At 67.4% G+C, this 23,373-nt stretch carries 21 protein-coding genes; 9 read left to right on the top strand and 12 right to left on the bottom strand.

Features of this window, described 5'->3' with window-relative positions; genetic code table 11:
* Positions 1–37 precede the first annotated feature (37 nt).
* The 4 genes from J7I85_RS12200 to J7I85_RS12185 form a co-directional block, all read right to left on the bottom strand.
* A complete protein-coding gene (locus tag J7I85_RS12200) occupies positions 38–1,573 on the bottom strand; it encodes a dihydrolipoamide acetyltransferase family protein (RefSeq protein ID WP_214852039.1) in 1,536 nt (511 codons plus the stop codon).
* An 87-nt stretch (positions 1,574–1,660) separates the two neighbouring features.
* Positions 1,661–2,641 (bottom strand): alpha-ketoacid dehydrogenase subunit beta, encoded by a 981-nt coding sequence (locus J7I85_RS12195; RefSeq protein ID WP_214852037.1) that lies wholly within the window; start codon positions 2,639–2,641, stop codon positions 1,661–1,663.
* Positions 2,641–3,867, bottom strand: coding sequence for a pyruvate dehydrogenase (acetyl-transferring) E1 component subunit alpha (pdhA, locus tag J7I85_RS12190; RefSeq protein WP_214852035.1), 1,227 nt, complete (start codon positions 3,865–3,867; stop codon positions 2,641–2,643). Before pdhA ends, J7I85_RS12195 begins: the two co-directional genes overlap by 1 nt.
* Before the next feature lie 148 nt (positions 3,868–4,015).
* Entirely contained in the window at positions 4,016–5,134 is a 1,119-nt protein-coding gene (locus tag J7I85_RS12185; RefSeq protein ID WP_214852033.1) for a histidinol-phosphate transaminase, read from the bottom strand.
* 59 nt (positions 5,135–5,193) lie between these two features.
* On the opposite strand from J7I85_RS12185, the gene J7I85_RS12180 reads away from it, so the two are divergent.
* Complete coding sequence (locus J7I85_RS12180; RefSeq protein ID WP_214852031.1) at positions 5,194–5,622, top strand: phage holin family protein; 429 nt, start codon at positions 5,194–5,196, stop codon at positions 5,620–5,622.
* Here J7I85_RS12180 and J7I85_RS12175 read toward each other — a convergent pair.
* Together J7I85_RS12175 and J7I85_RS12170 are read right to left on the bottom strand one after the other, a co-directional pair.
* Positions 5,576–7,138 carry a PE-PPE domain-containing protein gene (locus J7I85_RS12175; protein ID WP_214852029.1) on the bottom strand — a complete coding sequence of 521 codons (1,563 nt, stop codon included), beginning with the start codon at positions 7,136–7,138 and terminating at the stop codon, positions 5,576–5,578. The two genes, J7I85_RS12180 and J7I85_RS12175, sit on opposite strands and share 47 nt — an antisense overlap.
* The gene (locus tag J7I85_RS12170) at positions 7,138–7,440 is read right to left on the bottom strand and encodes a hypothetical protein (protein WP_214852027.1); all 303 of its coding nucleotides are present in this window, start codon (positions 7,438–7,440) and stop codon (positions 7,138–7,140) included. The genes J7I85_RS12175 and J7I85_RS12170 overlap by 1 nt, the downstream gene beginning before the upstream one ends.
* 206 nt (positions 7,441–7,646) lie before the next feature.
* Here J7I85_RS12170 and purB point away from each other — a divergent pair, with 206 nt between their 5' ends.
* From purB to J7I85_RS12150, 4 genes are all read left to right on the top strand, one after another.
* Positions 7,647–9,089 (top strand): adenylosuccinate lyase, encoded by a 1,443-nt coding sequence (gene purB / locus J7I85_RS12165; RefSeq protein WP_214852025.1) that lies wholly within the window; start codon positions 7,647–7,649, stop codon positions 9,087–9,089.
* Positions 9,090–9,220: 131 nt separating this feature from the next.
* On the top strand, positions 9,221–9,886 hold the full coding sequence (locus J7I85_RS12160) for a histidine phosphatase family protein (RefSeq protein ID WP_214852018.1): 666 nt from the start codon (positions 9,221–9,223) through the stop codon (positions 9,884–9,886).
* 102 nt (positions 9,887–9,988) lie between these two features.
* Positions 9,989–10,492 (top strand): GNAT family N-acetyltransferase, encoded by a 504-nt coding sequence (locus tag J7I85_RS12155; protein ID WP_214852016.1) that lies wholly within the window; start codon positions 9,989–9,991, stop codon positions 10,490–10,492.
* A gap of 140 nt (positions 10,493–10,632) precedes the next feature.
* Complete coding sequence (locus tag J7I85_RS12150; RefSeq protein WP_214852015.1) at positions 10,633–11,067, top strand: acyl-CoA thioesterase; 435 nt, start codon at positions 10,633–10,635, stop codon at positions 11,065–11,067.
* A 38-nt stretch (positions 11,068–11,105) separates the two neighbouring features.
* On the opposite strand, the gene J7I85_RS12145 is transcribed toward J7I85_RS12150, so the two are convergent.
* The 3 genes from J7I85_RS12145 to J7I85_RS12135 all read right to left on the bottom strand — a co-directional run bounded on the left by J7I85_RS12145 (position 11,106) and on the right by J7I85_RS12135 (position 14,261).
* Positions 11,106–12,137 carry an FAD-dependent monooxygenase gene (locus J7I85_RS12145; protein WP_214852013.1) on the bottom strand — a complete coding sequence of 344 codons (1,032 nt, stop codon included), beginning with the start codon at positions 12,135–12,137 and terminating at the stop codon, positions 11,106–11,108.
* Between the two features lie 59 nt (positions 12,138–12,196).
* Entirely contained in the window at positions 12,197–13,381 is a 1,185-nt protein-coding gene (locus J7I85_RS12140; protein ID WP_214852006.1) for a 4-hydroxybenzoate 3-monooxygenase, read from the bottom strand.
* Positions 13,382–13,511: 130 nt separating this feature from the next.
* Complete coding sequence (locus J7I85_RS12135; RefSeq protein ID WP_214852005.1) at positions 13,512–14,261, bottom strand: IclR family transcriptional regulator; 750 nt, start codon at positions 14,259–14,261, stop codon at positions 13,512–13,514.
* A gap of 258 nt (positions 14,262–14,519) precedes the next feature.
* Between J7I85_RS12135 and J7I85_RS12130 the strand changes: the two genes are divergently transcribed.
* From J7I85_RS12130 to J7I85_RS12120, 3 genes are all read left to right on the top strand, one after another.
* On the top strand, positions 14,520–15,815 hold the full coding sequence (locus J7I85_RS12130; RefSeq protein ID WP_214852003.1) for an aromatic acid/H+ symport family MFS transporter: 1,296 nt from the start codon (positions 14,520–14,522) through the stop codon (positions 15,813–15,815).
* Positions 15,816–15,892: 77 nt separating this feature from the next.
* The gene (locus tag J7I85_RS12125; protein ID WP_214852002.1) at positions 15,893–18,292 is read left to right on the top strand and encodes a molybdopterin oxidoreductase family protein; all 2,400 of its coding nucleotides are present in this window, start codon (positions 15,893–15,895) and stop codon (positions 18,290–18,292) included.
* The gene (locus J7I85_RS12120) at positions 18,289–18,750 is read left to right on the top strand and encodes a hypothetical protein (protein ID WP_214852001.1); all 462 of its coding nucleotides are present in this window, start codon (positions 18,289–18,291) and stop codon (positions 18,748–18,750) included. Before J7I85_RS12125 ends, J7I85_RS12120 begins: the two co-directional genes overlap by 4 nt.
* Before the next feature lie 19 nt (positions 18,751–18,769).
* Here the strand turns inward: J7I85_RS12120 and J7I85_RS12115 are convergent, their stop codons facing one another.
* On the bottom strand, positions 18,770–19,846 hold the full coding sequence (locus J7I85_RS12115; RefSeq protein WP_214852000.1) for an FUSC family protein: 1,077 nt from the start codon (positions 19,844–19,846) through the stop codon (positions 18,770–18,772).
* Between the two features lie 152 nt (positions 19,847–19,998).
* Positions 19,999–20,961, bottom strand: coding sequence for a hypothetical protein (locus tag J7I85_RS12110; protein ID WP_214851999.1), 963 nt, complete (start codon positions 20,959–20,961; stop codon positions 19,999–20,001).
* Between the two features lie 403 nt (positions 20,962–21,364).
* Between J7I85_RS12110 and J7I85_RS12105 the strand changes: the two genes are divergently transcribed.
* A complete protein-coding gene (locus J7I85_RS12105) occupies positions 21,365–22,192 on the top strand; it encodes an amino acid-binding protein (protein WP_214852142.1) in 828 nt (275 codons plus the stop codon).
* On the opposite strand, the gene J7I85_RS12100 is transcribed toward J7I85_RS12105, so the two are convergent.
* The gene (locus tag J7I85_RS12100; protein ID WP_214851998.1) at positions 22,162–23,145 is read right to left on the bottom strand and encodes an aldo/keto reductase; all 984 of its coding nucleotides are present in this window, start codon (positions 23,143–23,145) and stop codon (positions 22,162–22,164) included. The two genes, J7I85_RS12105 and J7I85_RS12100, sit on opposite strands and share 31 nt — an antisense overlap.
* Positions 23,146–23,373 lie beyond the last annotated feature (228 nt).

The raw sequence follows: 23,373 nt of genomic DNA, 5'->3' as shown, positions 1-23,373 counted from the left end.
ACCGCTCCGGGGACCATCAGTCGAGCAGCAGGGCAGGTCAGTCGAGCAGCAGGGCGGGCTCTTCCAGGATGGCGGCGACGTCGGCCATGAAGCGGGCTGAAAGGTCGCCGTCCACCACTCGGTGGTCAAAGGATCCGCCGAGCGTGGTGATCCAGCGCGGAATGACCTCGCCGTCCAGTACCCACGGCTTTTGCTTGATGGTGCCAAACGCCACGATGGCCACTTCACCGGGGTTGATGATGGGGGTTCCGGTGTCGATGCCGAGGGCACCGATGTTGGTGACGGTCAACGTGCCGCCCTGCATCTGCGCCGGCTGGGTCTTGCCGGCACGCGCAGTGGTGGCGAGCTCGTTAAGGGCCAGCGCCAGTTCCTTGAGGGACAGGTCCTGGGCGTTCTTGATGTTCGGGACCATGAGCCCGCGCGGTGTGGCCGCGGCGATGCCGAGGTTCATGAAGTGCTTGATGTGGATTTCGGCGGCGTCGCTGCCGTCCTGGTTGTCCACCCAAGTGGCGTTCACGCTCGGGTTCCGCGCTGCAGCCCAGATGACAGCCTTCGCGAGGATCAGCAGCGGGGAGACCTTGATGCCCTCGAAGTCACGCGAAGCCTTGAGCCGCTTGACGAATTCCATGGTGCGGCTGGCGTCCACATCCACGAAGATGCTCACGTGCGGCGCGGAGAACGCCGACTCCACCATGGCCTTCGCGGTGGCCTTGCGGACGCCCTTGACCGGGATCCGCTCGATCCGCTGTTCCTGCGGACGGCCTGACGTGCCCCAGAAGGTGTCCGCCTTGTCCAGTTCCGCATCCCGCTGTGCCTGGTAGCTGACCAGGTCCTCGCGCGTCACCTCGCCGCGTGCGCCCGTGGCCACGACGTCGGCGAGGTCAATGCCCAGGTCGCGGGCGATCTTCCGCACCGGCGGCTTGGCCAGGACCCTGTTCATGAGCCCGGAAATGGCCCCGCCGAGCGTTGGCTTGTCGCTCTCGATTGCGGGCGTCCACTCAGGCCGCCTCGTCACGGCAGGTCCGGCCACCGGGCCGGCGCTGGCCGGGCCGTCCAAAAGCGCATCCTCCACGGACCGTGGCTGGACAGGCTCGACTTCCGGAGCGCCGTGGACTGCATCTTCCGGAATCGCCGGTTTGGTCTTGCGCGGGCGCCGCTTCACGGCGTCGGCCTTTGGGCCTGATCCCACCAGCGGACCGGCGGCCAGGCCGCCGGCGGCAGCTCCGCCGTCGGCAGCTTCCCCGTCGGCCGGGAGCTTTCCGTACATCAGCGCAGGCTCGGTAGCCTCGACGGCGGGCACCGGCGCGTCGGCCGGTGTCGGATCGCCGGACATGGAGTCAGAGACGCTGATGATGGCGGTCCCGACGTCGACCGTCGCCCCTTCCGGGACCAGCAGTTCGGTGACGGTGCCGGCGAACGGCGACGGAAGCTCAACGAGGGACTTGGCCGTCTCGATCTCGCACAGGACGTCGTTGATGGCCACCTCATCGCCGGGCTTGACCTTCCACGAAACGATCTCTGCCTCGGTCAGGCCCTCACCGACGTCGGGGAGGTTGAACTTGTTAAGCGTCATGGGATCCTCGGGTTCGAAAGCTGGGGCCCTCCGGGAGGTGCGGAGGCGGTAGGCGAAAGAGTCAGCAGGTGCTGGTTCGCGACGGCGTCAGTACGCGAACGTGCGGTCCAGCGCCTCAAGGATGCGGTCGATGTCCGGGAGGTAGTCCTCTTCGACCTTGGCCACGGGGTACGGCATGTGGAAGCCGCCCACCCGGATGACCGGCGCCTCCAGCGAGTGGAAGGCCCGTTCACTGATCCGCGCGGCGATTTCACCGCCGATGCCGCCGAAGGTGGGCGCCTCGTGCGCCACCACCAGCCGGCCCGTTTTCTTGACCGAGGCTTCGATGGCGTCGAAATCGATCGGCGAGATGGATCGCAGGTCGATCACTTCGATGTTGCGCCCGTCCTCCGCCGCGGCGTTGGCGGCGGCCAGGGCGACGGGCACGAGCGGCCCGTACACCACCACGGTGGCGTCGGTTCCCTCGCGGACCACATGTGCCTTGAACGGATCCTCGGCCGGGCCGGCCGACTCAGTGTCGACCTCGCCCTTGAGCCAGTAGCGGCGCTTCGGTTCGAAGAAGATCACCGGGTCCTGGCAGTTTACGGCCTGCTGGATCATCCAGTAGGCGTCGTGGGGGTTGGACGGCGTGATGATGCGCAGGCCCGGGGTATGCGCGAACAGCGCCTCCGGCGACTCGGAGTGGTGCTCGATGGAGCCGATGCCGCCGCCGTAAGGGATGCGGATGACCACGGGCACGGTGAGGTTGCCGTTGCTGCGCGAGTGCATTTTGGCCAGCTGGGTGGTGATCTGGTTGAAGCCGGGGAACACGAATCCGTCGAACTGGATCTCGGCAACGGGGAGGTAGCCGCGCAGCGCCAGCCCGATCGCTGTGCCGATGATGCCGGATTCTGCGAGCGGGGTGTCCACCACACGGTCCGCTCCGAATTCCCCGATCAGACCGTCGGTGACGCGGTAGACGCCGCCGAGCGGGCCGATGTCCTCGCCCATGAGGAGGGACTTGGGGTTGTTGCTGAGCGTGGCGCGCAGGCCTTCATTGATGGCCTTGGCAATGGTCATGGTGGTCATCAGCGGCCTGCCCCTTCTCCCTCGTCCTCGCCGGCAAAGCCCGCGCTGTACTCTTCGAACCACGCCAGTTCCTCGGCCACGAGCGGGTGCGCCTCGACGTAGGTGTTGGCGAAGGCGGTCCTGATGTCCGGTGCGTCCGACTCGTAGGTGGACTTGCGGATGTAGGCGGCGAGTTCGTCCCCGTCGGCGGCAACCTGGGCGAAGAAGGCTTCGTCGGCAATGCCCTCGGCGCGGAGGTACTTCTCCAGGCGGTCCAGCGGGTCCTTTTCGCGCCACAGGGCCTCTTCTGAGGACTCGCGGTACTTCGTGGGATCGTCGGCCGTTGTATGGGCTCCCACGCGGTAGGTGAAGGCCTCAATCAGCACCGGACCGTTGCCCTGGCGCGCGTGCTCGAGCGCCCATTCGGTGACGGCATGGACTGCCACGACGTCGTTGCCGTCCACGCGGATGCCCGGGAAGCCGTAGCCCTTGGCGCGGTTGGAGAGGGGGATGCGGGTCTGCACAGCGGTGGGCACGGAGATGGCCCAGTGGTTGTTCTGGCAGAAGAAGACCACCGGGGCGTTGTACGAGGACGCGAACACCATGGACTCGTGGACGTCGCCCTCGGAGCTTGCGCCGTCGCCGAAGTAGACCATGACGGCGGCCTTCGGCTCGGGCGAGCCTTCCACACCCTGAGCCTCTGCCAGCCGCTGGTCCCGCTGGATGCCCATGGCGTACCCGACCGCGTGCGGCGTCTGCGCTGCGAGCACCAGCGTGTACAGGTGGAAGTTGGTGTCCTTCGGGTTCCAGCCGCCGTTGGAGACGCCGCGGAACTGCTTCAGCAGTTCGGCCAGATCCACGTTGCGGGTCAGGGCGACGCCGTGCTCGCGGTAGGTGGGGAAGATGTAGTCCTGCGGCTGGCTGGCACGCCCGGATCCGATCTGGGCTGCTTCCTGGCCCGTCAGCGGAACCCACAGCGCCAGTTGGCCCTGCCGCTGCAGGGCCGTGGCTTCCTGGTCAAAGCGGCGGATGGCCGCCATGTCCGCGTAGAAACCCCGGAGCTTTTCGGCGTCGAGACGCTCGGCATACTCGGAGAACACGGAGTCCGTGCCCAGCCGGCCATCGGGGCCCAGAAGCTGGACCATTTCAGTCGGAGGCACGCCCAAGGTAGCCTCGGCCTGCGCCTCGAGCTGGTCGTCCAGTTCCGTTCCATCGAACTCGGTGGAGGGCAGATGTGTTGCGCCCATACCGTCTCCTTGCCTGCCGCATCCGGATGCGTTGCAATGTCGCTGGGATATATGCCGCACGAGGAATGCATTACCGATGAGGCATATATATTTTGCTTACTGTTCCTTACTTTATCCGGCGTAGGTAGCGCCGGCTGTTTGTTAAGCGCTAGGAACGGCGTGGCGGTTTTGTGTAGACCTTACAGAGTTCCAGGAATCGCGTATTGGCTTCCACTTCGCCGACGCTGACCCGGACACCTTCGTTTCCGAAGGCGCGAACAGACAGTGCCCTTTCCCCGGCGAGCTGGGCAAACTCCGCGCTGTCATCGCCAAGATCAAGCCAGACAAAGTTCCCCTGCGCGTCCGGAACAAACCAGCCGAGGTCCCGGAGACCTGCCGTCACGCGGTCCCGCTCCGCCACCAGGCTTTGTACCCTTTCTACAACCTGGCCAAAATTCTGGAGGGACACAACGGCGGCCTGTTCGGCGATCTGCGAGACCGCGAACGGGGTGGCGGCGACGCGCAGGTGCTGGGTGAGCTGGGGCTGGGAAACGCTGTAGCCGACCCGGAGGCCGGCGAGGCCGTGCGCCTTGGAGAACGTCCTGAGCACCACCACATTGGGGTACTTGCGGTACATACGGATGCCGTCCACCGCGTCTTCTGCCCTGACGAACTCCTGGTAGGCCTCATCAATGACCACCACAACGTCCGACGGCACCGCCTTGATGAAGCGCTCAGTTTCCTCGGCCGTCAGGATGGGGCCGGTGGGGTTGTTGGGGGTGCAGAGCAGGATCACCCTGGTTCGCGCGGTCACGGCTGCGGCCATGGCCTCAAGGTCATGGCGCCCGTCAGCCGTCACGGGGGTCCGGACGCTCTCTGCCCCGGCCAGTCCGACGCAGATGGGGTAGGCCTCGAAGGACCGCCAGGCGTAGATCACTTCGTCGGGCTTGCCGTCGTCATTCTGGCCGGCGAACGTGGTCAGCAGCTGGGTGAGGGCGCCGAGGCTGCCGGCACCGGTGACGATGTCCTCGGCCGGCACGTCGAGGAAGCCGGCGAGCGCGGTGCGGAGCTTGGTGCTGAGCGGGTCGGGGTAGCGATTGAAGTCCGTCTGGGCGGCAATGGCCTCCACCACTGCCGGAATGGGCGGCAGCGGGTTCTCGTTGGACGACAGTTTGTAGCTTGCAAGGCCGTCGACGGCGACCGGCGGCTTGCCGGCAGCGTAGCGGGGCAGCCGGTCAACCACCGGTCGTGGCCTCAGGCCCCCCGCCATAGTCTCTGATGAAGTCATGCCATCTAGCCTATGCCCCTGACTGCCTGCCCAACCGTGCCGTGTGACAGCATGGGCGCATGCGGTCTTTCATCATGCGCGTGATCATTAACGGGCTGGCGCTGTGGATTGCCAGCTGGCTTCTGCCCGGCCTGGATATCTCCACTACAGCCACCACGGAAGCTGTAGCGAAGACCGGCGCGAACCAGGGAACTGACGCCGCCGGCATTGTCCTCGCGTACCTGTTCATCGGGCTGATTTTCGGCCTGGTCAATGCCTTCGTGCGGCCGATCGTCAGCTTCCTCTCCCTGCCCATCACCATCCTGACGCTGGGTCTGTTCACCGTTGTGATCAACGCCGCGATGCTCTACCTCACCTCCTGGATCAGTGGCTACACGCCCGTGCAATTCACCATCGATTCGTTCTTCTGGACCGCCGTGCTGGCCGCCATCATCATCACCGTCATTTCCCTGGTGGCAAACCGGGTCCCCGGCGCCCGCCACCGCTGACGCCACCGCCACCGCTGACGGCTCCGCCACCGCCGACGCCACCGCCGACGCCACCACCGACGGGAAGGATTACCCTGCCCAGAGTGGGCAGCGACGGCTGCAGGGCGGCGGGCGCAGGCGGCTTTGGCGCGCGGACCAGCTGGAACCGGGTGGCCCTGGCCGTGCCTCCCGCACCCACCACCCCGGCAAGCGCAGCAGTGGACGCCACCAGCGAAGGATCCGGACTCGCCGAGACTGCCCGGGCCCCAGCCTCGTAGTTGGTGAGCCTGTGCCCGGGGCCGAGCCCGGAGTCCTCACCCGGAGGCGTCCCGACCAGACCGTTGAGCGTCACTGTCACCCTGTCCCTGGTGTCCGGATTGGGAAGGCCGTCGCCGCCCGGAACCCAGTCCTGCCGGTGCTCCAGATGCAGGCAGCTGACGCCCGGTTCCGGAGTTATGGCACCGACCGGCGAGCCCGCGGTCAGCACGTACTTGAGGCTGTACTCGGAAAGGAAGGCCTTGTCCTGGCTCAGGTTCATCGCATGGATTCCGCCCTGGCTGTAGCCCACGGCGACCACCTGGTCCCCGGCCTCTGCCCCGGCCTGGCGCAGGGCAGCCCGGATGGCTGCGGCCGTGTGCTCGGACCCGTACCCCAGCGCTTCGCCGATGCCGGCCTCGTCGAAGGGGTTGGGTCCGCCGGTGTTGCCGGGTTGGGTTCCGGGAATGATGACGATGAACGCGTCGCGTCCCCCGTTGCTTGTCTGGATGACCTCGATCTGGCCCGGGCCGGCGTCTTCCATCTCCCCTGCCCGGGCAAGGAGACCTGCCGGTGAGGCGTCCAGATCAATGTCCGCGGCGCCCTCCTTCAGGGCCCTGACCGGCCGCGGCCTGAGTTCCGGCAGGACGCGGTCCAGCAGCAGCCGCGCAAGGGCCGGGATACTCGAGCCGGTCGTACCGGAGGCGAGTGCCATCTTCACGGCGGCATCCAGAGGACTTAGACGCACTCCCAGGAGCGCCGCAAGGATAGTGCCGGCCACCACGGGGTCGCTCGAGGCGATCGCTTCGGTGCTGGCCGTGTTCGGGCGCCAGTCCCGCCAGTCCCGGGACAGGCCAAGGTCAACCACCTGGCGTCCCCACAACCATGATGCGTCCAGGTGGAGCTGCATCATGAGCTGGTTTGCCGTCTCGGCGGCGCTGTATCCGAGCTGGCAGGCGCGCACCCCGCCGGCCAGGCGCTCCAGTTCCTCCCGGACCGCCGCCACGGAACGCCGCCCCTCCCAGACGGCGGTCAGGGCCTCGGCGCCACTGACCGGATCATCCCGCTGGTAGCTTCCCAACGCCTCCCACACCCTGTAGATGCCCAGTTCCACCGCCGCCAAGTCCCGGGCGAGCGCGTCCATCTCCCGGGCCCCCGAATCCAGTTCCTCCAGCTGGAAGGAGATCCCGGCTACTCCGCCGCGCACGGAAAAGACACCGTTGGAGGCCGGTTCGACGGGACGGAGCTGCCCGCCGCTTCCGCCCGGCGCGGCCTCGGCCATCAGTAGCCCCCGGCGGCGGGAAGGGCGGACTCGGCGACATGTACGGAGTGCCGCCGCACGGCGAGGGAGGCGGCAAGCACTCCTTCCCGGGCCCGGCAAAGGGCAACGGCCTGTACCCGGAGGCTGGACCGGTAAGCCAGCCCGGCAGGCGACTGCCAGTCCATCAGCTGGAGCTGCGCAAGCTTCGCCTGCACGGCATCGACCTGTTCCGCGCAGGCATCCACCCGCCCGGCCAACAGCTGGACTTCAAAGCTGCGCGACGAACATGCCGCGGCGTCGGCCGCCGTAACGCTGGCGCTCATTCGGATACCCCCAATCTCCTGCGGGCCGGCGCTCCGGCGTCAGCCCTTTCCTCGCTTCCTGCCCACGACGGTAAGGTGCCGTCCGCCGCCGACGGAACGGCCGGCGTCGTCCATGTGGAGAAGTGCGAGAGGGCGGGGCTGTGGAGGAGAAGTCACACGGAATCCCGTGCTTCAGCGGGCACAGAACTTCATGAAAGAATCAGGTCATGCCTGAAACTGCCGCCACAGCTGACACCCGTACGCCCTCCGGACGCCTCGCCCTCGCCGCGTCAGGGGAACAAATCGCGCTCGGCCCGCTGGACGGCCGCTACAAGTCCGCCGTCGGCCCCCTCGTTGACTACCTGTCCGAGGCCGCCCTCAACCGCGACCGCGTTGCCGTCGAGGTGGAGTGGCTTATCCACCTGACCGGGGACAACGTCCTCCCCGGCGCGGGCCCCCTGACCGAGGACCAGCAGCAGCAGCTGCGGGCCATCGTCACCGAATTCGACGCCTCCTCCGTCACCGAGCTGGCCGAAATCGAAGCCGTCACCGTCCACGACGTGAAGGCCGTGGAGTACTACATCGGCCGCCGCCTGCCCGCCATCGGCATCGAGAACCTGACCGCCATGGTGCACTTCGGCTGCACCTCCGAGGACATCAACAACCTGTCCTACGCCCTGGGCGTGAAGGGTGCTGTGGAGGACGTGTGGCTGCCCGCAGCCCGTGCCCTCGTGGCCCAGATCAGCAAGATGGCCGAGGATAACCGCGCCGTTCCAATGCTGTCCCGCACGCACGGCCAGCCCGCCACGCCCACCACACTGGGCAAGGAGCTCGCCGTCATCGCGCACCGCCTGAACCGGCAGCTGGAGCGCGTCGCCAGGACCGAATATCTCGGCAAGATCAACGGTGCCACCGGCACGTACGCCGCCCACGTGGCCTCTGTCCCCGGCGCGGACTGGCAGCAGGTCGCGAAGTCGTTCGTCGAGAAGCTGGGTCTGACCTGGAACCCGCTGACCACGCAGATCGAAAGCCATGACTGGCAGGCAGAGCTGTACGCCGACGTCGCCCGCTTCAACCGGATCCTGCACAACGTCTGCACGGACATCTGGAGCTACATCTCGATCGGCTACTTTGCGCAGATCCCCGTGGCAGGCGCCACCGGTTCCTCCACGATGCCGCACAAGGTCAACCCGATCCGCTTCGAAAACGCCGAGGCCAACCTGGAGATCTCCTCCGGACTCCTGGACGTGCTGGGCTCCACCCTGGTCACCTCCCGCTGGCAGCGCGACCTCACCGACTCCTCCAGCCAGCGCAACATCGGCGTGGCATTCGGCCACTCCCTGCTGGCCATTTCCAACGTGGCCAAGGGCCTGGAGCGGCTCGACGTCGCGGAGAGCGTGCTCGCCGGGGACCTTGACACCAACTGGGAAGTCCTGGGCGAGGCCATCCAGATGGTGATGCGCGCGGAGGCGATCGCCGGCGTCGAAGGGATGGAGAACCCGTACGAGCGGCTCAAGGACCTCACCCGCGGCCAGCGCGTGGACGGCGCCCGGATGCAGGAGTTCGTCCAGGGCCTGGGCCTGTCCGCGGAGGCCGAGGCGCGGCTGCTCGCCCTGACGCCAGGCAAGTACACCGGCATCGCGGACCAGCTGGTGGACCACCTGAAATAAGTACGACGGCGGTGCCGGGCCTTTGCTGCCCGGCACCGTTTCCGTTTCCGGCGGCTTCCGCACGCTGCCGGTCCCGTTTTGCGGCGGTTTGTCCCGCCTACCTTCCCGACGACGACAAGGAACGCGAGACCATGAGGCTGCTGCTCATCCGCCACGGCGAAACTCCCGGGAACGTGCTGGGGCAGCTGGACACCGCCCACCCCGGCCCCGGCCTGACCGAGCTGGGCGAGCGCCAGGCCGAGGCCCTGCCGCGAGCCCTGGTGAACGAGCCGATCAGCGCGCTGTACGCCTCCACGCTGGTCCGCACACAGGTCACCGCCAGGCCGCTGGGCCGAGAGCTCGGCCTCGATGTGACGATCCTGGACGGGATCCACGAGATCGAGGCGGGCGCCCTGGAAAAGCTGACGGACCACGAGTCCCACCGGCGGTATATGAGCACCGTGTTCGCCTGGACCGACGGCGACTTCGACCGCCGGATGCCTGCCGGGCCCAACGGGCACGAGTTCTTCGAACGCTATGACGCCGCCATCGCCAAGGTGGCCGCGGAAGCCGCCGGCACCGTCGCCGTCGCCGTGGTGAGCCACGGCGCCGCGATCCGCGTATGGGCAGGCCACCGGGCAGACAATATCGACATGGAATTTGCCGCCCGGCACGTGCTCGCCAATACCGGCATCGTGGCGCTGGAAGGCGGCCCCGACGCCGGCTGGAACCTGATCCACTGGGACGCCAGCCCCGTCGGCGGCCTTGCCCTGGCCGACCCCACCGCTGAGGACCCGATGGGAAAGACCACGGGCTAGGCCCGGCCAAGTGTTCCCACGGCGCTTACCGGCAGGAAACACCGCGGTAACGGTGCGCTTCTAGCCTTAATTCGCATAACCCTTCGGCGAATCGAGGCACAGATGCAGACCAATCCCAGGCTCAACATCCGGAAAGTCAGCTGGTCGAATCCTGTGGGAGCTGATCTGCGCGCGGCACAGCAGGCGGAACTGGACGCCCGCTTCGGGTGCCCCGACCATGAGCCGGGACCCAAGCCCTCCGAAGTAGACACGGCCGTGTTCCTCGTGGCCTACGACAAGGGATCAGGCCAGCCGGTGGGCTGTGGGGGCTTGCGGCTGCTCGACTCCGAGACGGCGGAAATCAAGCGCCTCTATGTTCTCCCGTACACCCGCGGTTCAGGCGTGGCCAGCTCCATCCTGGCCGCCCTCGAGGCCGAGGCCTTTGCCCAGGGCATCACCCGGATCACTGCGGAGGCGGGCTCGGTGCAGACTGACGGCCGCAACTTCTACGCGAACTCCGGCTTCGATCCGGTTCCCAACTTCGGCCCCTATATCGGCGTCGAGCACTCGTACTGCTTCGAAAAGAGGATCGATTGCCACAGCGCGGCGCATACCGCAATGGCTTGAGCGGGCCCACAACCGGCCCCTGCCCGCTTGAGCGGCCTTGGGCAGGGCCGGTCTAGCGGGGCACGGCCGTTGCGTGTGGAATGCACGACGGCGGCCGTCACACTCCGGTGGGGCAGGCCGCCGTCGGCTAATCTCGCGCTATGGAAACCAAAGACATTACGTTCCGCACCCGCAAATGGGTGCGGCCCGAGGACCTCAACGCCAACGGCACCCTGTTCGGCGGCAGCCTGCTGAAATGGATTGACGAGGAAGCCGCGATCTACGCCATCCTCCAGCTCGGCAACGGCCGCGCGGTCACCAAGTACATCTCGGAAATCAACTTCGTCAGCTCCGCGGTCCAGGGCGACCTGATTGAGATGGGCCTGACCGCCACGCGCTTCGGCCGCACGTCGCTGACCATGCGCGCGGAAGTGCGCAACATGATCACCCGGCAGAGCATCCTCACCATTGAGGAGATCGTGTTCGTGAACCTCAGCTCCACCGGCAAGCCGGAACCGCACGGCTACACGGAAATCACCTACGACCGCGACCGCATCCCCACACACCACCTCACCGAAACGCTGCAGCAGGACTAGCGCAGCGCCGTCGTCCGGGTTTTGCCGTCGTCCGGGTTTTAACGGGAAGCCAGCCTCAGCAGGCCGTCGCGCAGCGGTTGTCCCCGTTCGGTCAGGGCCACACCGGCCATGGCGGAGGAAGCCAGCCGCAGCAGCTGGGTCCGGAGGGCCCGCTGCCGGTTGTAGGCCTTGAGCGCGTCTTCCAGCGGACGGGCGTTGAGGAGTTCGGCCAGCGTCACGGCGTCCACGAGCGCCTCGCAGGCGCCGCGGCCCAGGTTGGGCGTCATGCCGTGTGCGGCGTCGCCCGCAAGGACGGCACCCGGCCGAACGAAGCTGCCGAGGTTGGGCGTGGTCCAGATCCGCTGCGCCAGCGTGGCGTCCGGCGTGGCCTGCTCCAGCACTGTTCGGACGGCCGGCGCGCTTCCGCTGAACCGCTCCTTTGCCTGCTTCAGCGCTTCGGCTGCATCGACGCCCGCCGGCCCGAGGTTTGAGCGGAACGAGGCATACCAGTAGGTCCTATCGCCGGACGCGGGCGTGATGCCGAACAGCTGCCCGCGCCCCCAGTACTCCCCGCCGGCGTCGGCCTGGACGGGAACGGGAAGAACGCCCCGCAACGCCAGGTAGGGGGTCAGCCTTGCCTGCGATCGGGCGCCCCAGAAGGAGCGGCGCACCACGCTGTGGACGCCGTCGGCCCCCACCAGGAAACCTGACGACAGCGGTCCGGTAGCGGGGATGTCGTCCACCCTGCCCTCTACGCGCTGCACGGAGGCGGGCACGGCGGCTTCGAGGATCCGGATGAGATCCGCCCGTGAGACGCCCAGGACCCCGCGCACCGCGGGTGCCACCAGGGCTGTGCCCGTGGCGTCGCGCAGGGCCAACCCGCCGAACGCCGTGCCCGCCTCCCTGATCTGCGGCAGCACCCCCAGGACCGCCAGGGCCGCCTGCGCCTCCGGCCACATGGCCAGCGACGTCTCCACCGCCGGAACGCCGGGCCGCTGCTCGTGGATGGCGACGTCGAAGCGCTGGGGGTCCAGGCCGGCCGCGAGCGCGAGCCCGGCAATGCCGCCGCCGATGATCGTTATGGCTTCCATGGACCCGATCTTAAGCCCGACGGCGGGAGGCTGGGTGGGCGGGCCGCCCTCGCGTGGGCCTAGGCCGACGGCCAGCCGGTGTAGGCCTCGGCAAGGTACGCCTGGCCGTGCCGCGAGGACACAACGGAGTTCAGCTCGCCCAGCTGGCGCGCCCGGGCGAAGTCACCGGCGTCGGCAGGGGTGTGCAGCATGGTGGTCATCCAGTAGGAGAACTGCTGGGCCTTCCACACGCGGTCCAGGGCGCGGTCGCTGTACGAATCCAGGAGGGCCGTGGAGCCGCTGTTGTAGTAGCTGTCGAGCCCTTCGAACAGCACCTTCACGTCGTGGATCGCCAGGTTCAGGCCCTTGGCACCGGTCGGCGGCACCGTGTGCGCGGCGTCGCCGGCCAGGAACAGCTTGCCGTGCCGCATGGGTGTGTGCACGAAGCTGCGGAACGGCAGGACCATCTTGTCGATGACCGGGCCTTCCTTCAGCTCGAAGCCGTTGCCGTTGACCCGGCTGCGGAACTCCGCCCAGATCCTCTCCTCGCTCCAGTCGGCCACGTTTTCCTTGGGGTCGCACTGGAAGTACATCCGCTGCACGGTTTCGGTGCGCTGGCTGATGAGGGCAAAGCCGTTCTCGGAGTTGGCGTAGATCAGCTCGTCGGAACTGCGCGGTGCCTCGGCGAGGATGCCGAACCATGCGAACGGATACTCGTGGAAGTACCATTTGCGGCTCGCCTCCGGGATCTGGAAGCGGCAGTGGCTGCGCGAGCCGTCCGCCCCGGTAATGAAGTCGGCCCGGAGCTCGTATTCAACGCCGTCGGCATCGGTGAACCAGACCTTGGGCTTGTCCTCGATGTCGTGGATGGTGGTGTCGGTGACGCTGTAGCGCACATCGCCGCCGTCGGCTTCGCGGCGGGCGGCGAGGTCCATGAAGACGTCGGTCTGCGGGTAGAGCCAGACGGATTCCCCCACGAGTTCCTTGAAGTCGATGCGGTGGCTTTCGCCGTTGAACCGCAGCTCGATGCCGTCGTGACGGTCCCCTTCGCGCAGCACACGGTCTGAGACACCGCCGTCCACCAGCATGTTCACCGTGCCGTGCTCAAGGATGCCGGCGCGGACTGTTTCTGAGATTTCCTGCCTGCTGCGGATTTCGATCACGGTGGATTCGATCCCGGCCTTGGCCAGCAGGTGGGACAGCATGAGTCCCGCAGGGCCTGCGCCCAGAATGGCCACCTGGGTGGTGATGATCTGTCGTGCCATGGTGTCCCTCGCTCCGTTGCGTGGCCCGGTGGTCCGGGCGGAAGGTGGTTGCTGGCTAACAGTGTGCGCCGGGCAGTGTGGTCGGCGTTACAGAAATTCCGCTGAATGGAAGCGCGCGAGACGAGACAACTCAGGCGGCGCCCTCGGTCAGGCGCCGGGCGATGCCGCGCGCCGCCGTCTGGAGGGCCGGAACCAGCGCCTGCATGCGCATCTCCCGCAGGGGAACGACGACGCCGATCGCCGCCACCGCCCGCTTCTGGCCGTCCAGCACAGGGACGGCAATTCCCCACGTGTCCGGATCGATCACCCCCGCCAGTTCGGCATACCCCTGGTTTGCTGCCTCAGCCAGCAGGGCGCGCACCCCGTCGCTTCCTACCTTCCCGGCGGGATCGGCAAACTGGTCCAGGTATTCGGCCTGGACAGGCTTCGGCTGGTGCGACATCAGGGCCAGGCCTGCCGACGACACGTGGACCGCCATCCGGCCGGCGATCTGGGCCCGGTTTGCCACGGAACCGCGGCGGGACAGTCGCTCCACGAACAGGGCTTCCCAACCATCCAGCACCGCGAGGTTCACATTCTGGTTGAGGACGTGCTGGATGTCCTCCATGAAGGGCATCGCCGCCTGGCGCAAGGCCAGTGTTGGCGAATTGCGGTTCACCAGCTCCCATAGCCGGAGCCCAAGCCGCACCGAGCCGCCGGGGCTGGTCTCGAGCAGCCCGTGCGCAGCCAATTGCCGCACCAGGCGGTGGGCCGTGGTGAGGGGCAGTTCCGCGCGCTCCGCCAGCTCGGACAGCTGCAGGACCGTGACGCCGGCCGGGAAGGCCGCGATGACGCGCACCACGCGGTCCACCACCGAATCCCCGGAAACTGAATTGGCCACCGCATTCCCACTTCCATTGAATGGTTTTTGTTGTCCCAGATTACACCCGACGGTGATACAACTCTCATGTCGAATGGAACAGCGGCATGCGGCAGGCTCCCGGCAAGAGTCCCGCGCAGGCCGCCCAAAAAGACTTCCGGCCCAGCGTACTTCCGGCGCACACCAGAGGCTCTTGGTCCAATCCACGGCCGGCCCGGTACGCGCGTCGGCGCCACCTTCGATTTCATAAAAAGCTTCTACCCGGACGATGAGGTTCCCATGTCAACGCTCTCTGTTGCCCGCCGCTCCCAGTGGCCCGTCTGGCTTTGCTGGCTGGCCATGGTGCTGGACGGATTCGACCTGGTGGTGCTGGGCACCGTCATACCGACCCTGATTAAGACCCACGAGCTGGGCTTCGATGCCATCGGGGCCACCTACGCAGCCACCATTTCACTGGTGGGCGTGGGCATCGGGGCGCTTTTCATCGCACCGCTTTCCGACCGGCTGGGACGGCGCCGCCTCCTCGTGGCCTGCGTGGCGTGGTTTTCCCTCTTCACGATCGCGGTGGTCTTTGCGCCGAACGTGGCCGTTTTCGGCATCTTCCGCCTCCTCGCCGGGCTGGGTTTGGGCGCCTGCCTTCCCGCCGCACTGGCCTACATGAATGACTACGCCCCGGCCGGCACCGCCGGCAAGTCCACCACCAGGACCATGACCGGGTACCACGTGGGCGCCGTCGCCACCGCGTTCCTGGCCCTTCTGGTGGTGCCCGACTGGCGCATCATGTTCATCGTTGGCGGCGTGGCCGGTTTCGCCTTGGTCCCGCTCCTGTGGTTCCGGCTGCCGGAAACCCTGCCGGCTGCGCATGCGGCGGAGCAGGAAACAGCGGCAGCAGGGGCAGAAACCCGGAGCCGCGACGCCCGGCCCGCCGCCACGCCGCGGGCCGAAGCACCCCAGGCCGGCTTCCGCGACCTCATCCGCAAGCCTTACCCCTTCGTCGCCCTCGGCATCGCGGTTGCTTCCTTCATGGGCCTCCTGCTGGTGTACGGCCTGAACACCTGGCTGCCGCAGCTCATGGCCTCCGCCGGGTACACCGTCAGCGCGGGCCTGGTGCTGCTGCTGGTCCTGAATGTCGGCGCCGTCGCGGGCCTCGTGGTGGCCGGAATCTTGGCGGACAAGCACGGGACGAAGAAGATTGTCCTGCTGTGGTTCGGGCTTTCCGCCGTCTTCCTTGCCGTCCTCAGCATCAAGGTGCAAAGCGAGCTGCTGCTCAACGCGGCCGTGTTCGTGACCGGCGTCTTCGTTTTCAGCTCGCAGGTCCTGGTCTACGCCTGGGTCAGCCAACTGTTTCCGGCCCGGCTCCGCGGCACCGCCCTCGGCTTCGCTGCCGGCGTGGGCAGGTTCGGCGCAATCATGGGCCCGGCCGTCACCGGAACGCTCGTGGCCGCCGGCATCGCCTACCCGTGGGGCTTCTACGTGTTCGCGGCCGCCGCCGTCTTTGCGGTCGTCGCCCTGGTGGGCGTGCCCCATGCGATCGCCGCGGCACCGGGCCGGGAGGCCGCCGTCGAACGCTCATGACTTAGCCCTTCCGCTGGTGACGGCGGCGGGTAACCTAAGGGCAGTAAGTTCACTTACCATCCTTGGAGGCTGACCCCATGACGGACCGGATCGCAGACATCTGGGGTGAGCGGACACCGCATGGAAGCGGCCAGGCCTGGCCCGGGCGCGTGGACCAGGTCCTGGCCGAGGGGCTGACCGACGGCGACGTGGACCGCTGGGTGCAGTCAGCCTGCGTCCTGTGCAGCAACGGCTGCGGCTGCGACATTGCCGTCAAGGACGGGAAAATGGTGGGCATCCGCGGCCGCGCGCAGGACAGGGTGAACCGCGGCCGGCTGGGGCCCAAGGGCCTCTACGGCAGCTGGCAGGGCGAGCAGCACCGGGACCGCCTGACGCGCCCGCTGATCAGGGTGGACGGCCGGCTGGTGGAAACCGATTGGGACACCGCCATGGGCCGCATCGTGGAGCGGAGCAAGGAGCTGCTGGCCAGCAAGGGCCCGCTCAGCCACGGCTTCTACACCAGCGGGCAGTTGTTCCTGGAGGAGTACTACGCGCTGGGCATCCTCGGCAAGGCCGGGATCGGTACGCCGCACATGGACGGCAACACGCGGCTGTGCACCGCCACTGCCGCGGCCTCGCTGAAAGAGTCCTTCGGTGCCGACGGCCAGCCGGGCAGCTATGCCGACGTCGATGAGTGCAGCGCCATCTTCCTCTACGGCCACAACATGGCCGAGACGCAGACGGTCCTGTGGGCGCGCGTGCTTGACCGGTTGGAGGGGCCCAACCCGCCAAAGCTCGTGTGCGTCGACCCGCGCGACACGGAGGTGGCCCGCCGTGCCGACGTGCACCTGCCGGTTCATCCGGGCACCAACCTGGCGCTGATGAACGGCCTGGTCCGCGAGCTTTTCGCCAACGGCTGGATCGATGAGGACTACATCGCCGAACACACCGCCAACGTGGACCAGCTGCGCAGTGTGGTGGAGCCGTGGACCCCGGAGAAAGTGGCGGAAACCTGTGGCGTGCAGGCTGCCGACGTGCGGCGGGCCGCGGAGATCTTCGGCACCGGAGAAAAGATCCTTTCCACGGTCCTGCAGGGCTTCTACCAGTCGGCCCACGCGACGGCGTCCGCGTGCCAGGTCAACAACCTGCACCTGCTCCGCGGCATGCTGGGCAGGCCCGGCTGCGGCCTGCTGCAGATGAACGGCCAGCCCACCGCCCAGAACAACAGGGAATGCGGGGCCGACGGCGACCTGCCGGGCTTCCGTAACTGGGAGAACCCACAGCACGTGCAGGACCTGGCCCGGCTATGGAACGTGGACCCCGCCATCATCCCGGACTGGGCGCCGCCGACGCACGCCCTGCAGATCTTCCGCTACGTTGAACAGGGTTCCATCGAGCTGCTGTGGATTTCCGCCACGAACCCGGCCGTTTCCATGCCACAGCTCGAACGCATCCGGCACATCCTGGATCAGGAGAGCCTGTTCCTGGTGGTGCAGGACATCTACCTCACCGAAACGGCGCAGTATGCCGACGTGGTCCTCCCCTGCGCTGCCTGGGGCGAGAAGACCGGCACCTTTACCAACGCTGACCGGACCGTCCACCTGTCCGAGAAGGCCGTCGACCCGCCAGGCGAGGCACGGAGCGATCTGGACGTGTTCCTCGATTATGCCCGCCGGATGGGGTTCACTGACAAGGACGGGCGGCCGCTGCTGGACTGGTCCGGCCCGGAGGACGGCTTCGAGGCGTGGAAGGAATGCTCGCGCGGCCGGCCATGCGACTACACAGGTCTCAGCTACGACAAACTCAGGGGCGGCAGCGGCATCCAGTGGCCGTGCACCGATGATCAGCCCGCCGGCACGGAGCATTCCACCGGCACCGAACGGCTGTACACCGACGGCGGGTTCCCCACCGCACCGGAATACTGCGAGTCCTTCGGCCACGACCTCCTCACCGGCGCAACCACGGGCGAAACCGAGTACAAGGCAACGGTGCAGCCCGGGAAGGCCTGGCTCAAGGCCCTCGACTACACCCCGCCGCACGAGGAACCGGACGCCGAGTACCCGCTGCGTTACACCACCGGCAGGACGGCCTACCACTTCCACACGCGGACCAAGACCGGCCGCAGCCGCCGGCTCAACGGCGCTGCGCCGGAGCCGTGGATCGAAATGTCCGTCGAGGACGCCGCCCGCGCCGGCTGCCAGGAAGGGGACATCGCCCGGGTGACGTCCCGCCGCGGCAGCCTGGAAGTTCCGGTGCGCGTCGGGGACATCCGGCCGGGCACCGTTTTCGCGCCGTTCCACTACGGGTATTGGGACACGTCCGACGGCGGGCCGCACCGTGCGGCGAATGAACTCACCATCACCGAATGGGATCCCGTGTCCAAGCAGCCGCTGTTCAAAAACGCGGCCGTCCGGGTGGAAAAGCTGCGCACCGGCGACGGCCCGTCGAAGGCCCCGGACACCACCGCTTCCCGCCGCGCAACAGGAGCCCAGCGATGAAACTCCCCGTCTACATCGGCCTGCTGGACGAGGCGGAGGCCACGCTCGCGTCGTCGTTCCGGGTGGTGGCGGACGGCCACGGCGACGAACCCGACGTGCACTTCATCCTGCAGACGTTCGCCAAGAAGTGCGACGCGCACCGGGAGGCGCTGAAGCCTGTCATCGACCGCTACGGCGAGGACATCGAGGGCGAGGAGGAGCATCGGCTGACGGCCAACGGCATGACGGAGGTCCGGTCCGGCCCGCTGGCTCTGATGCTGGACCTGCAGGACCTGTACGTGCTGGTCAATCACATCGATGTCACGTGGATGATGGTGGGGCAGGCCGCGAAGGGGGCGCGCGACACGGAACTCCAGGGCGTGGTGGAGCAGTGTGAGGGTGACTCTGAGCTGGAGATCAGGTGGCTGCAGACCAGGATGAAACAGGCCGCGCCCCAGGCGCTCCTGGTGGCTGAGTAAACCGTGGCCGAATAGCGCCCTACCGCGCCCGCACTTCCGCAGAGGTCCGCCGCGAAACCCGGGACCACACGGCGGGGGCCAGCACCACGGCGATTCCAACGGTGGCGCCGATCACCGTTTCCACGATCCGGTCCCGGAGAAGGATGCCGGGTGCTGCCGGGGACACGAGCAGCGTGGAGGTCAGCGCCAGCGGCGTCACGAAGACCTGGGCCAGCACGTAGTTCCGGGCGATGAAGAGTTCGGCGCCGAACTGGCAGATGGCGATCACCAGGACCGTCTGCCACGGCACGGGCTGCAGCAGCAGGATGCCCGCGAGGAGAATGAGGCCCAGCACCGTGCCGATGATCCTCTGGACGCCGCGGGCGATGCGGTGCCGCGTGGTGCGTCCCACCAGCGGAACCACGGCCGCCACCATGGCCCAATAGTTGTGCCCGAAGCCGAGCAGCTGGCCTACGAGGGTGGCAGTGGTGCCTGCGAGCCCCGCTGCCACGAGGTAGCCCAGCGCCTCAAGCCCGGCCGCCCGCTTCTCTTCCGCGGCAAGGCGGACGGGCGGGGGCATTTCCCACGGCGTCCGGTGGCTCCGCAGCACCCGGGAGGACAGCCCGACGGCCAGGCAAAAGAGCGTGGTCAGGGCGGATACCAGCATGCACTGCCACAACGGCGGCTGGTTGGGGATGGACGCGATCGCCGCGAAGGCGAAGATGTGGAACAGCGAGCCTGCCGGCCGGTGCCGCCACCGGGCGATCACCAGTGAGCAGCCGCCGGCCACGAGGGTGGTGGCCAGCACCTGCAGCCAGATGCTCGCCGCCTGGGACAGGCCGCCGGCATGCACGACCCGGGCGGTCAGCGTGGCCAGCAGTATCACCACCAGCATGAGCGCACCCGCCCGGACCTGGATGAAGAACCGCTTGCGGTGCAGCTCGCCGCGGCCGTAGATGCCGGTGAATGCGCCGAAGGAGGCAAAGATCGCCAGGTCCAGGCGGCCCAGGAGCACCAGGGTGATCAGCGGCACGAAGACGCCCACGGCGCACCGCACGGCGACGTGATGATCCTTGTTTGCCGGGGCAAGGGTGAACATCTCGACCAGCAGCTTCACGGGGGATTCGCGCCTTTCGTTGCAGTTTGGAACTGACGACGGCGGCACTGGCGTCCGCTTACCAGCTTAACGGGGTGCGGCCCCCGCCTTCCCGTGGAGGCCGCCTGCTGTCTTGTTGTGTTCGTCTCCCCAGTCGGGCCTACTGGCTGGGACTACTTGGTGGCGTTGGTGCGTGCGTTTACGGTGACCACTTCGAAGGTCTTGGCGTTCGGCACTCCAAACTTGGCGTTGACGGCGGCGAGGGTGTCATCGAAGAGGGCGGCCGTCGTCGGAATGTTGAAGTTCGGGCTCTTGATGACTTCCCGCAGCTTTGCGGTTGAATCGTGGAAGTTCGCCCGGAGCCTGCTGATCTGGTTGGACATGTTTTGGACGGCCCAGACGGTGTCTCCCTTGACCAGGATGCCGTCGACGTTGGGTACTTTCACGCCCTTGATCGCTGTGCTGGCTCCGCTCCGCGGGCTGACCGTGTACAGCGCCTGGTTGCCCGTGTGCGCCACCACCAGACGGCCGGCGTCGCGTGAGTAGGCGATGCCGTTGAGGTTGAACTGCTTGCTGGTATCCGCCGCGGGGCCCTTCAGCGTCAGCGTGCGGACGCTGCCGAGGTCACCGTCGTCGTCCACCGGAATGAAGTACAGCTCACCCCGCCGCGAGTTGGTGAACCAGGCTCCGTGGTCCGTGAGCGCCACGTCATTGATGAAGGCTTCCTTCTTGGTCAGCTGGTAGGTCTTGACCGTCTTTCCTGTGTCGGTGTCGTACACATAGGCCTGGCCGGTGGGGCCGCCGGCCACGAACAGCAGATCGTTACGCCGGTCTGCCTTCATGCCCACGGCCATCCTGCCCGCGGGCGCATCGATGAACTTAGTGGCTTTGTCCTTGCGGATGTCGCCACGGTAGATGTCCCCGGTGACGAGGTCGCCGGCGAAGAATTTGGTGCTGCCGGCGGCCGCGATGCCCTCGGCACCCTTGGCCCCGTCCAGCAGGATGACGGGGGCGACGTCGTCCGATCGGGCCTCTCCGGCGGAGGCGACGGGTGCGGGGACCAGGAGCGCGGCGAGGGCGAGAAACCCTGCGGCGGCACGGCGGCGGGTATGGCCTGAACTGATGCTGATGGGCATTACGGTGCTCTCTAAGAGTCGACTTTTCCGTGCGAGCAGGCCGCTGTACGGGAGCTCCGCACGCTGGTCTTTTCAGTGTAGGGACCGGGCCGGGGGCTGGCCATAGCCCCGGAAACGGGGAGGCCAAGCCCCGGACCATGGCGCGAGTTTTTCTACAGATATTGGGCGCAAAAAACCCTCAGAGGCCATTATCTGTACAAAAACTCCGGGCGTCTCGGGATGGTTCGCGGGATCGGAACGCGGGGGCAATCCCCCCGTAACAGCGGCCGGGCAGGCTGGGAGCATGAAGCCCCCCAAACCCAGCCTCGCCTCGCCGAAGCCCCGTCCGCGGAACCAACACAAGCCGAACCACCACGTGCCGGACACCCCAGCGGCCGAACTGAGCTGCGAGGTCTGCGGGCAGATGCCTGAGCCCACCAAGACGCGCCTCACGGTGGCCAATGTCGCTGTCATGCTCCCGATCGAACTGCTGGTGCACGCGCTGGTGGTGCAGACGCATCTGCCTTATCTGGCCAAGGTGCTGGTCCTGACGCTGACGGCCACCGTCCTGGTCATCTGGGTGGCCGAGCCGTCCGCCGCGCGGATCCTGCGGCGGTGGCTCCACGCACCCGCGCTGCGTCACCGCCGGCGCCTTGGCACGGCACCTGCGCTGTGGCGAGCCCGGACCGTGCTCCGCGACGAGCCCGGCTCCCTCAAGCGGATCACCAGGTCCCTGGCGCTGCTGGACACCAACATCCTGGGCATCCACGTCCATCCGGTTCGGGGCGGCGTGATGGACGAATTCGTGATCTCCGCCCCCGGCGAGGTCAGCGAGCGCCAGCTGCTGGAGGCCCTGACGGACGGCGGCGGACGGAGCTCGCAGGTCTGGCCCACCACCGCCTTGGCCATGGCCGACGGACAGACCAGGGCCCTGAGCCTGGCCGCCCGGATCGCGGCCACTCCCGGGGAACTGCCGCTGGCCGTGGCGGAACTGCTGTCCGCCCGAATCCTCGACCCCGGCAGCGAGTCAGCCCGCCACGCCCTAGCGAACGGCACGGAAACGAACGACGCCGGCACCATCCTGAAGATCCCGACCGCCTGGCACGGACCCATCACCTTTTTCCGTCCCGGCGAGCCGTTCACGCCCGCCGAGTCGGCCCGCGCCCACCGGCTCGCGGAGCTCGCCGAAATCCTGGCGCACCGGGAGCCCCTGCGGGTCGGTCAGAACCCGGAGGGGTTGCGGGGCGTGTAGCTCTCTTCGAGGCGCCGGACCTCCGACTCGGTCAGTGAAAGCCCGACGGCGGCAGCGGCGTCGTCGATATGGCGTTCCTTCGTCGCCCCAATGATGGGGGCGGTGACGGCGGACTTGCCCGCGCTCCAGGCCAAAGCGATTTGCGCCATTGGCACGCCACGATCGTCCGCCACGGCGGCGACTGCGTCAACGATGGCCCTGTTCGCGTCCTCGTCCTGCTTGTACAGCCCCTTGCCGAACTCGTCCGTGTCCTGCCGTGTCCCGGACCCGGCAGCACCCCACGGCCGGGTCAGGTTTCCCCGCGCCAGCGGGCTCCAGGGGATGACGCCCACACCCGTGGCCTGGCAGAACGGGTGCATTTCGCGTTCCTCCTCCCGCTCGAGGAGGTTGTACTGGTCCTGCATGGACACGAACCTGGTCCAGCCATGCAGCTCCGCCACATGCTGCATTCGGGCGAATTGCCAGGCCCACATGCTTGACGCTCCGATGTACCGCGCCTTTCCCGCCTTCACGACGTCGTGCAGGGCCTCCATCGTCTCCTCGACCGGGGTCACCGGGTCATAGCGGTGGATCTGGTATAGGTCGACGTAGTCGGTGCCAAGCCGGGTGAGGGACGCGTCGATCTCATGCATGATCGCGGCCCGGCTGAGGCCCGCCCCGTTGCGGGCCTGGCGCATCCGGCCATGGACCTTAGTGGCGATCTGGACCTCCTCACGGGGGACCAGTTCCTTGAGCAGGGTGCCGGTAATCTCCTCGCTCGAGCCGGCCGAGTACACATTTGCTGTATCGAAGGTGGTGATCCCCGCCTCGTAGGCGCGCCGTACGAAAGGCCTGGCTTCATCGAGTCCCACGCTCCACCCGTGCGATCCCTTCTCCGGATCGCCGTAACTCATCATGCCCAGGACAACTCCGCTGATTTCCAGCCCGGAGTTTCCAAGTCGGACCGTCTTCATTCGGCTCTCCCTTTCCGTGCCTCAGTCACAATTCGTTTTTTCGCGGGCCACGGCCATCTTCCCCGACAACCCTTGACAGTGTCCCACGCCACACCTATCTTGAATTTGGGATCCCAAATCGGGATCCCAAAAGGCAGGACCATTCCGCTGACGCAAACTCAACAGCGCCGGCCCAAAGATTCCCGCCGAACCGCGGCCGCACCGCCCCACTTCATCCCCCATCCCACG

This window comes from Arthrobacter sp. ISL-65 (assembly GCF_018613795.1).
Taxonomy (GTDB): Bacteria; Actinomycetota; Actinomycetes; order Actinomycetales; family Micrococcaceae; genus Arthrobacter.
This window is presented reverse-complemented; position numbering and strand designations above follow the sequence as displayed.

Coding starts and splice junctions, on each gene's coding strand:
- J7I85_RS12200 (WP_214852039.1), bottom strand. CDS start 1,573: ATGACGCTTAACAAGTTCAACCTCCCCGACGTCGGTGAGGGCCTGACC.
- J7I85_RS12195 (WP_214852037.1), bottom strand. CDS start 2,641: ATGACCACCATGACCATTGCCAAGGCCATCAATGAAGGCCTGCGCGCC.
- pdhA (WP_214852035.1), bottom strand. CDS start 3,867: ATGGGCGCAACACATCTGCCCTCCACCGAGTTCGATGGAACGGAACTG.
- J7I85_RS12185 (WP_214852033.1), bottom strand. CDS start 5,134: ATGACTTCATCAGAGACTATGGCGGGGGGCCTGAGGCCACGACCGGTG.
- J7I85_RS12180 (WP_214852031.1), top strand. CDS start 5,194: ATGCGGTCTTTCATCATGCGCGTGATCATTAACGGGCTGGCGCTGTGG.
- J7I85_RS12175 (WP_214852029.1), bottom strand. CDS start 7,138: ATGGCCGAGGCCGCGCCGGGCGGAAGCGGCGGGCAGCTCCGTCCCGTC.
- J7I85_RS12170 (WP_214852027.1), bottom strand. CDS start 7,440: ATGAGCGCCAGCGTTACGGCGGCCGACGCCGCGGCATGTTCGTCGCGC.
- purB (WP_214852025.1), top strand. CDS start 7,647: ATGCCTGAAACTGCCGCCACAGCTGACACCCGTACGCCCTCCGGACGC.
- J7I85_RS12160 (WP_214852018.1), top strand. CDS start 9,221: ATGAGGCTGCTGCTCATCCGCCACGGCGAAACTCCCGGGAACGTGCTG.
- J7I85_RS12155 (WP_214852016.1), top strand. CDS start 9,989: ATGCAGACCAATCCCAGGCTCAACATCCGGAAAGTCAGCTGGTCGAAT.
- J7I85_RS12150 (WP_214852015.1), top strand. CDS start 10,633: ATGGAAACCAAAGACATTACGTTCCGCACCCGCAAATGGGTGCGGCCC.
- J7I85_RS12145 (WP_214852013.1), bottom strand. CDS start 12,137: ATGGAAGCCATAACGATCATCGGCGGCGGCATTGCCGGGCTCGCGCTC.
- J7I85_RS12140 (WP_214852006.1), bottom strand. CDS start 13,381: ATGGCACGACAGATCATCACCACCCAGGTGGCCATTCTGGGCGCAGGC.
- J7I85_RS12130 (WP_214852003.1), top strand. CDS start 14,520: ATGTCAACGCTCTCTGTTGCCCGCCGCTCCCAGTGGCCCGTCTGGCTT.
- J7I85_RS12125 (WP_214852002.1), top strand. CDS start 15,893: ATGACGGACCGGATCGCAGACATCTGGGGTGAGCGGACACCGCATGGA.
- J7I85_RS12120 (WP_214852001.1), top strand. CDS start 18,289: ATGAAACTCCCCGTCTACATCGGCCTGCTGGACGAGGCGGAGGCCACG.
- J7I85_RS12110 (WP_214851999.1), bottom strand. CDS start 20,961: ATGCCCATCAGCATCAGTTCAGGCCATACCCGCCGCCGTGCCGCCGCA.
- J7I85_RS12105 (WP_214852142.1), top strand. CDS start 21,365: ATGCCTGAGCCCACCAAGACGCGCCTCACGGTGGCCAATGTCGCTGTC.
- J7I85_RS12100 (WP_214851998.1), bottom strand. CDS start 23,145: ATGAAGACGGTCCGACTTGGAAACTCCGGGCTGGAAATCAGCGGAGTT.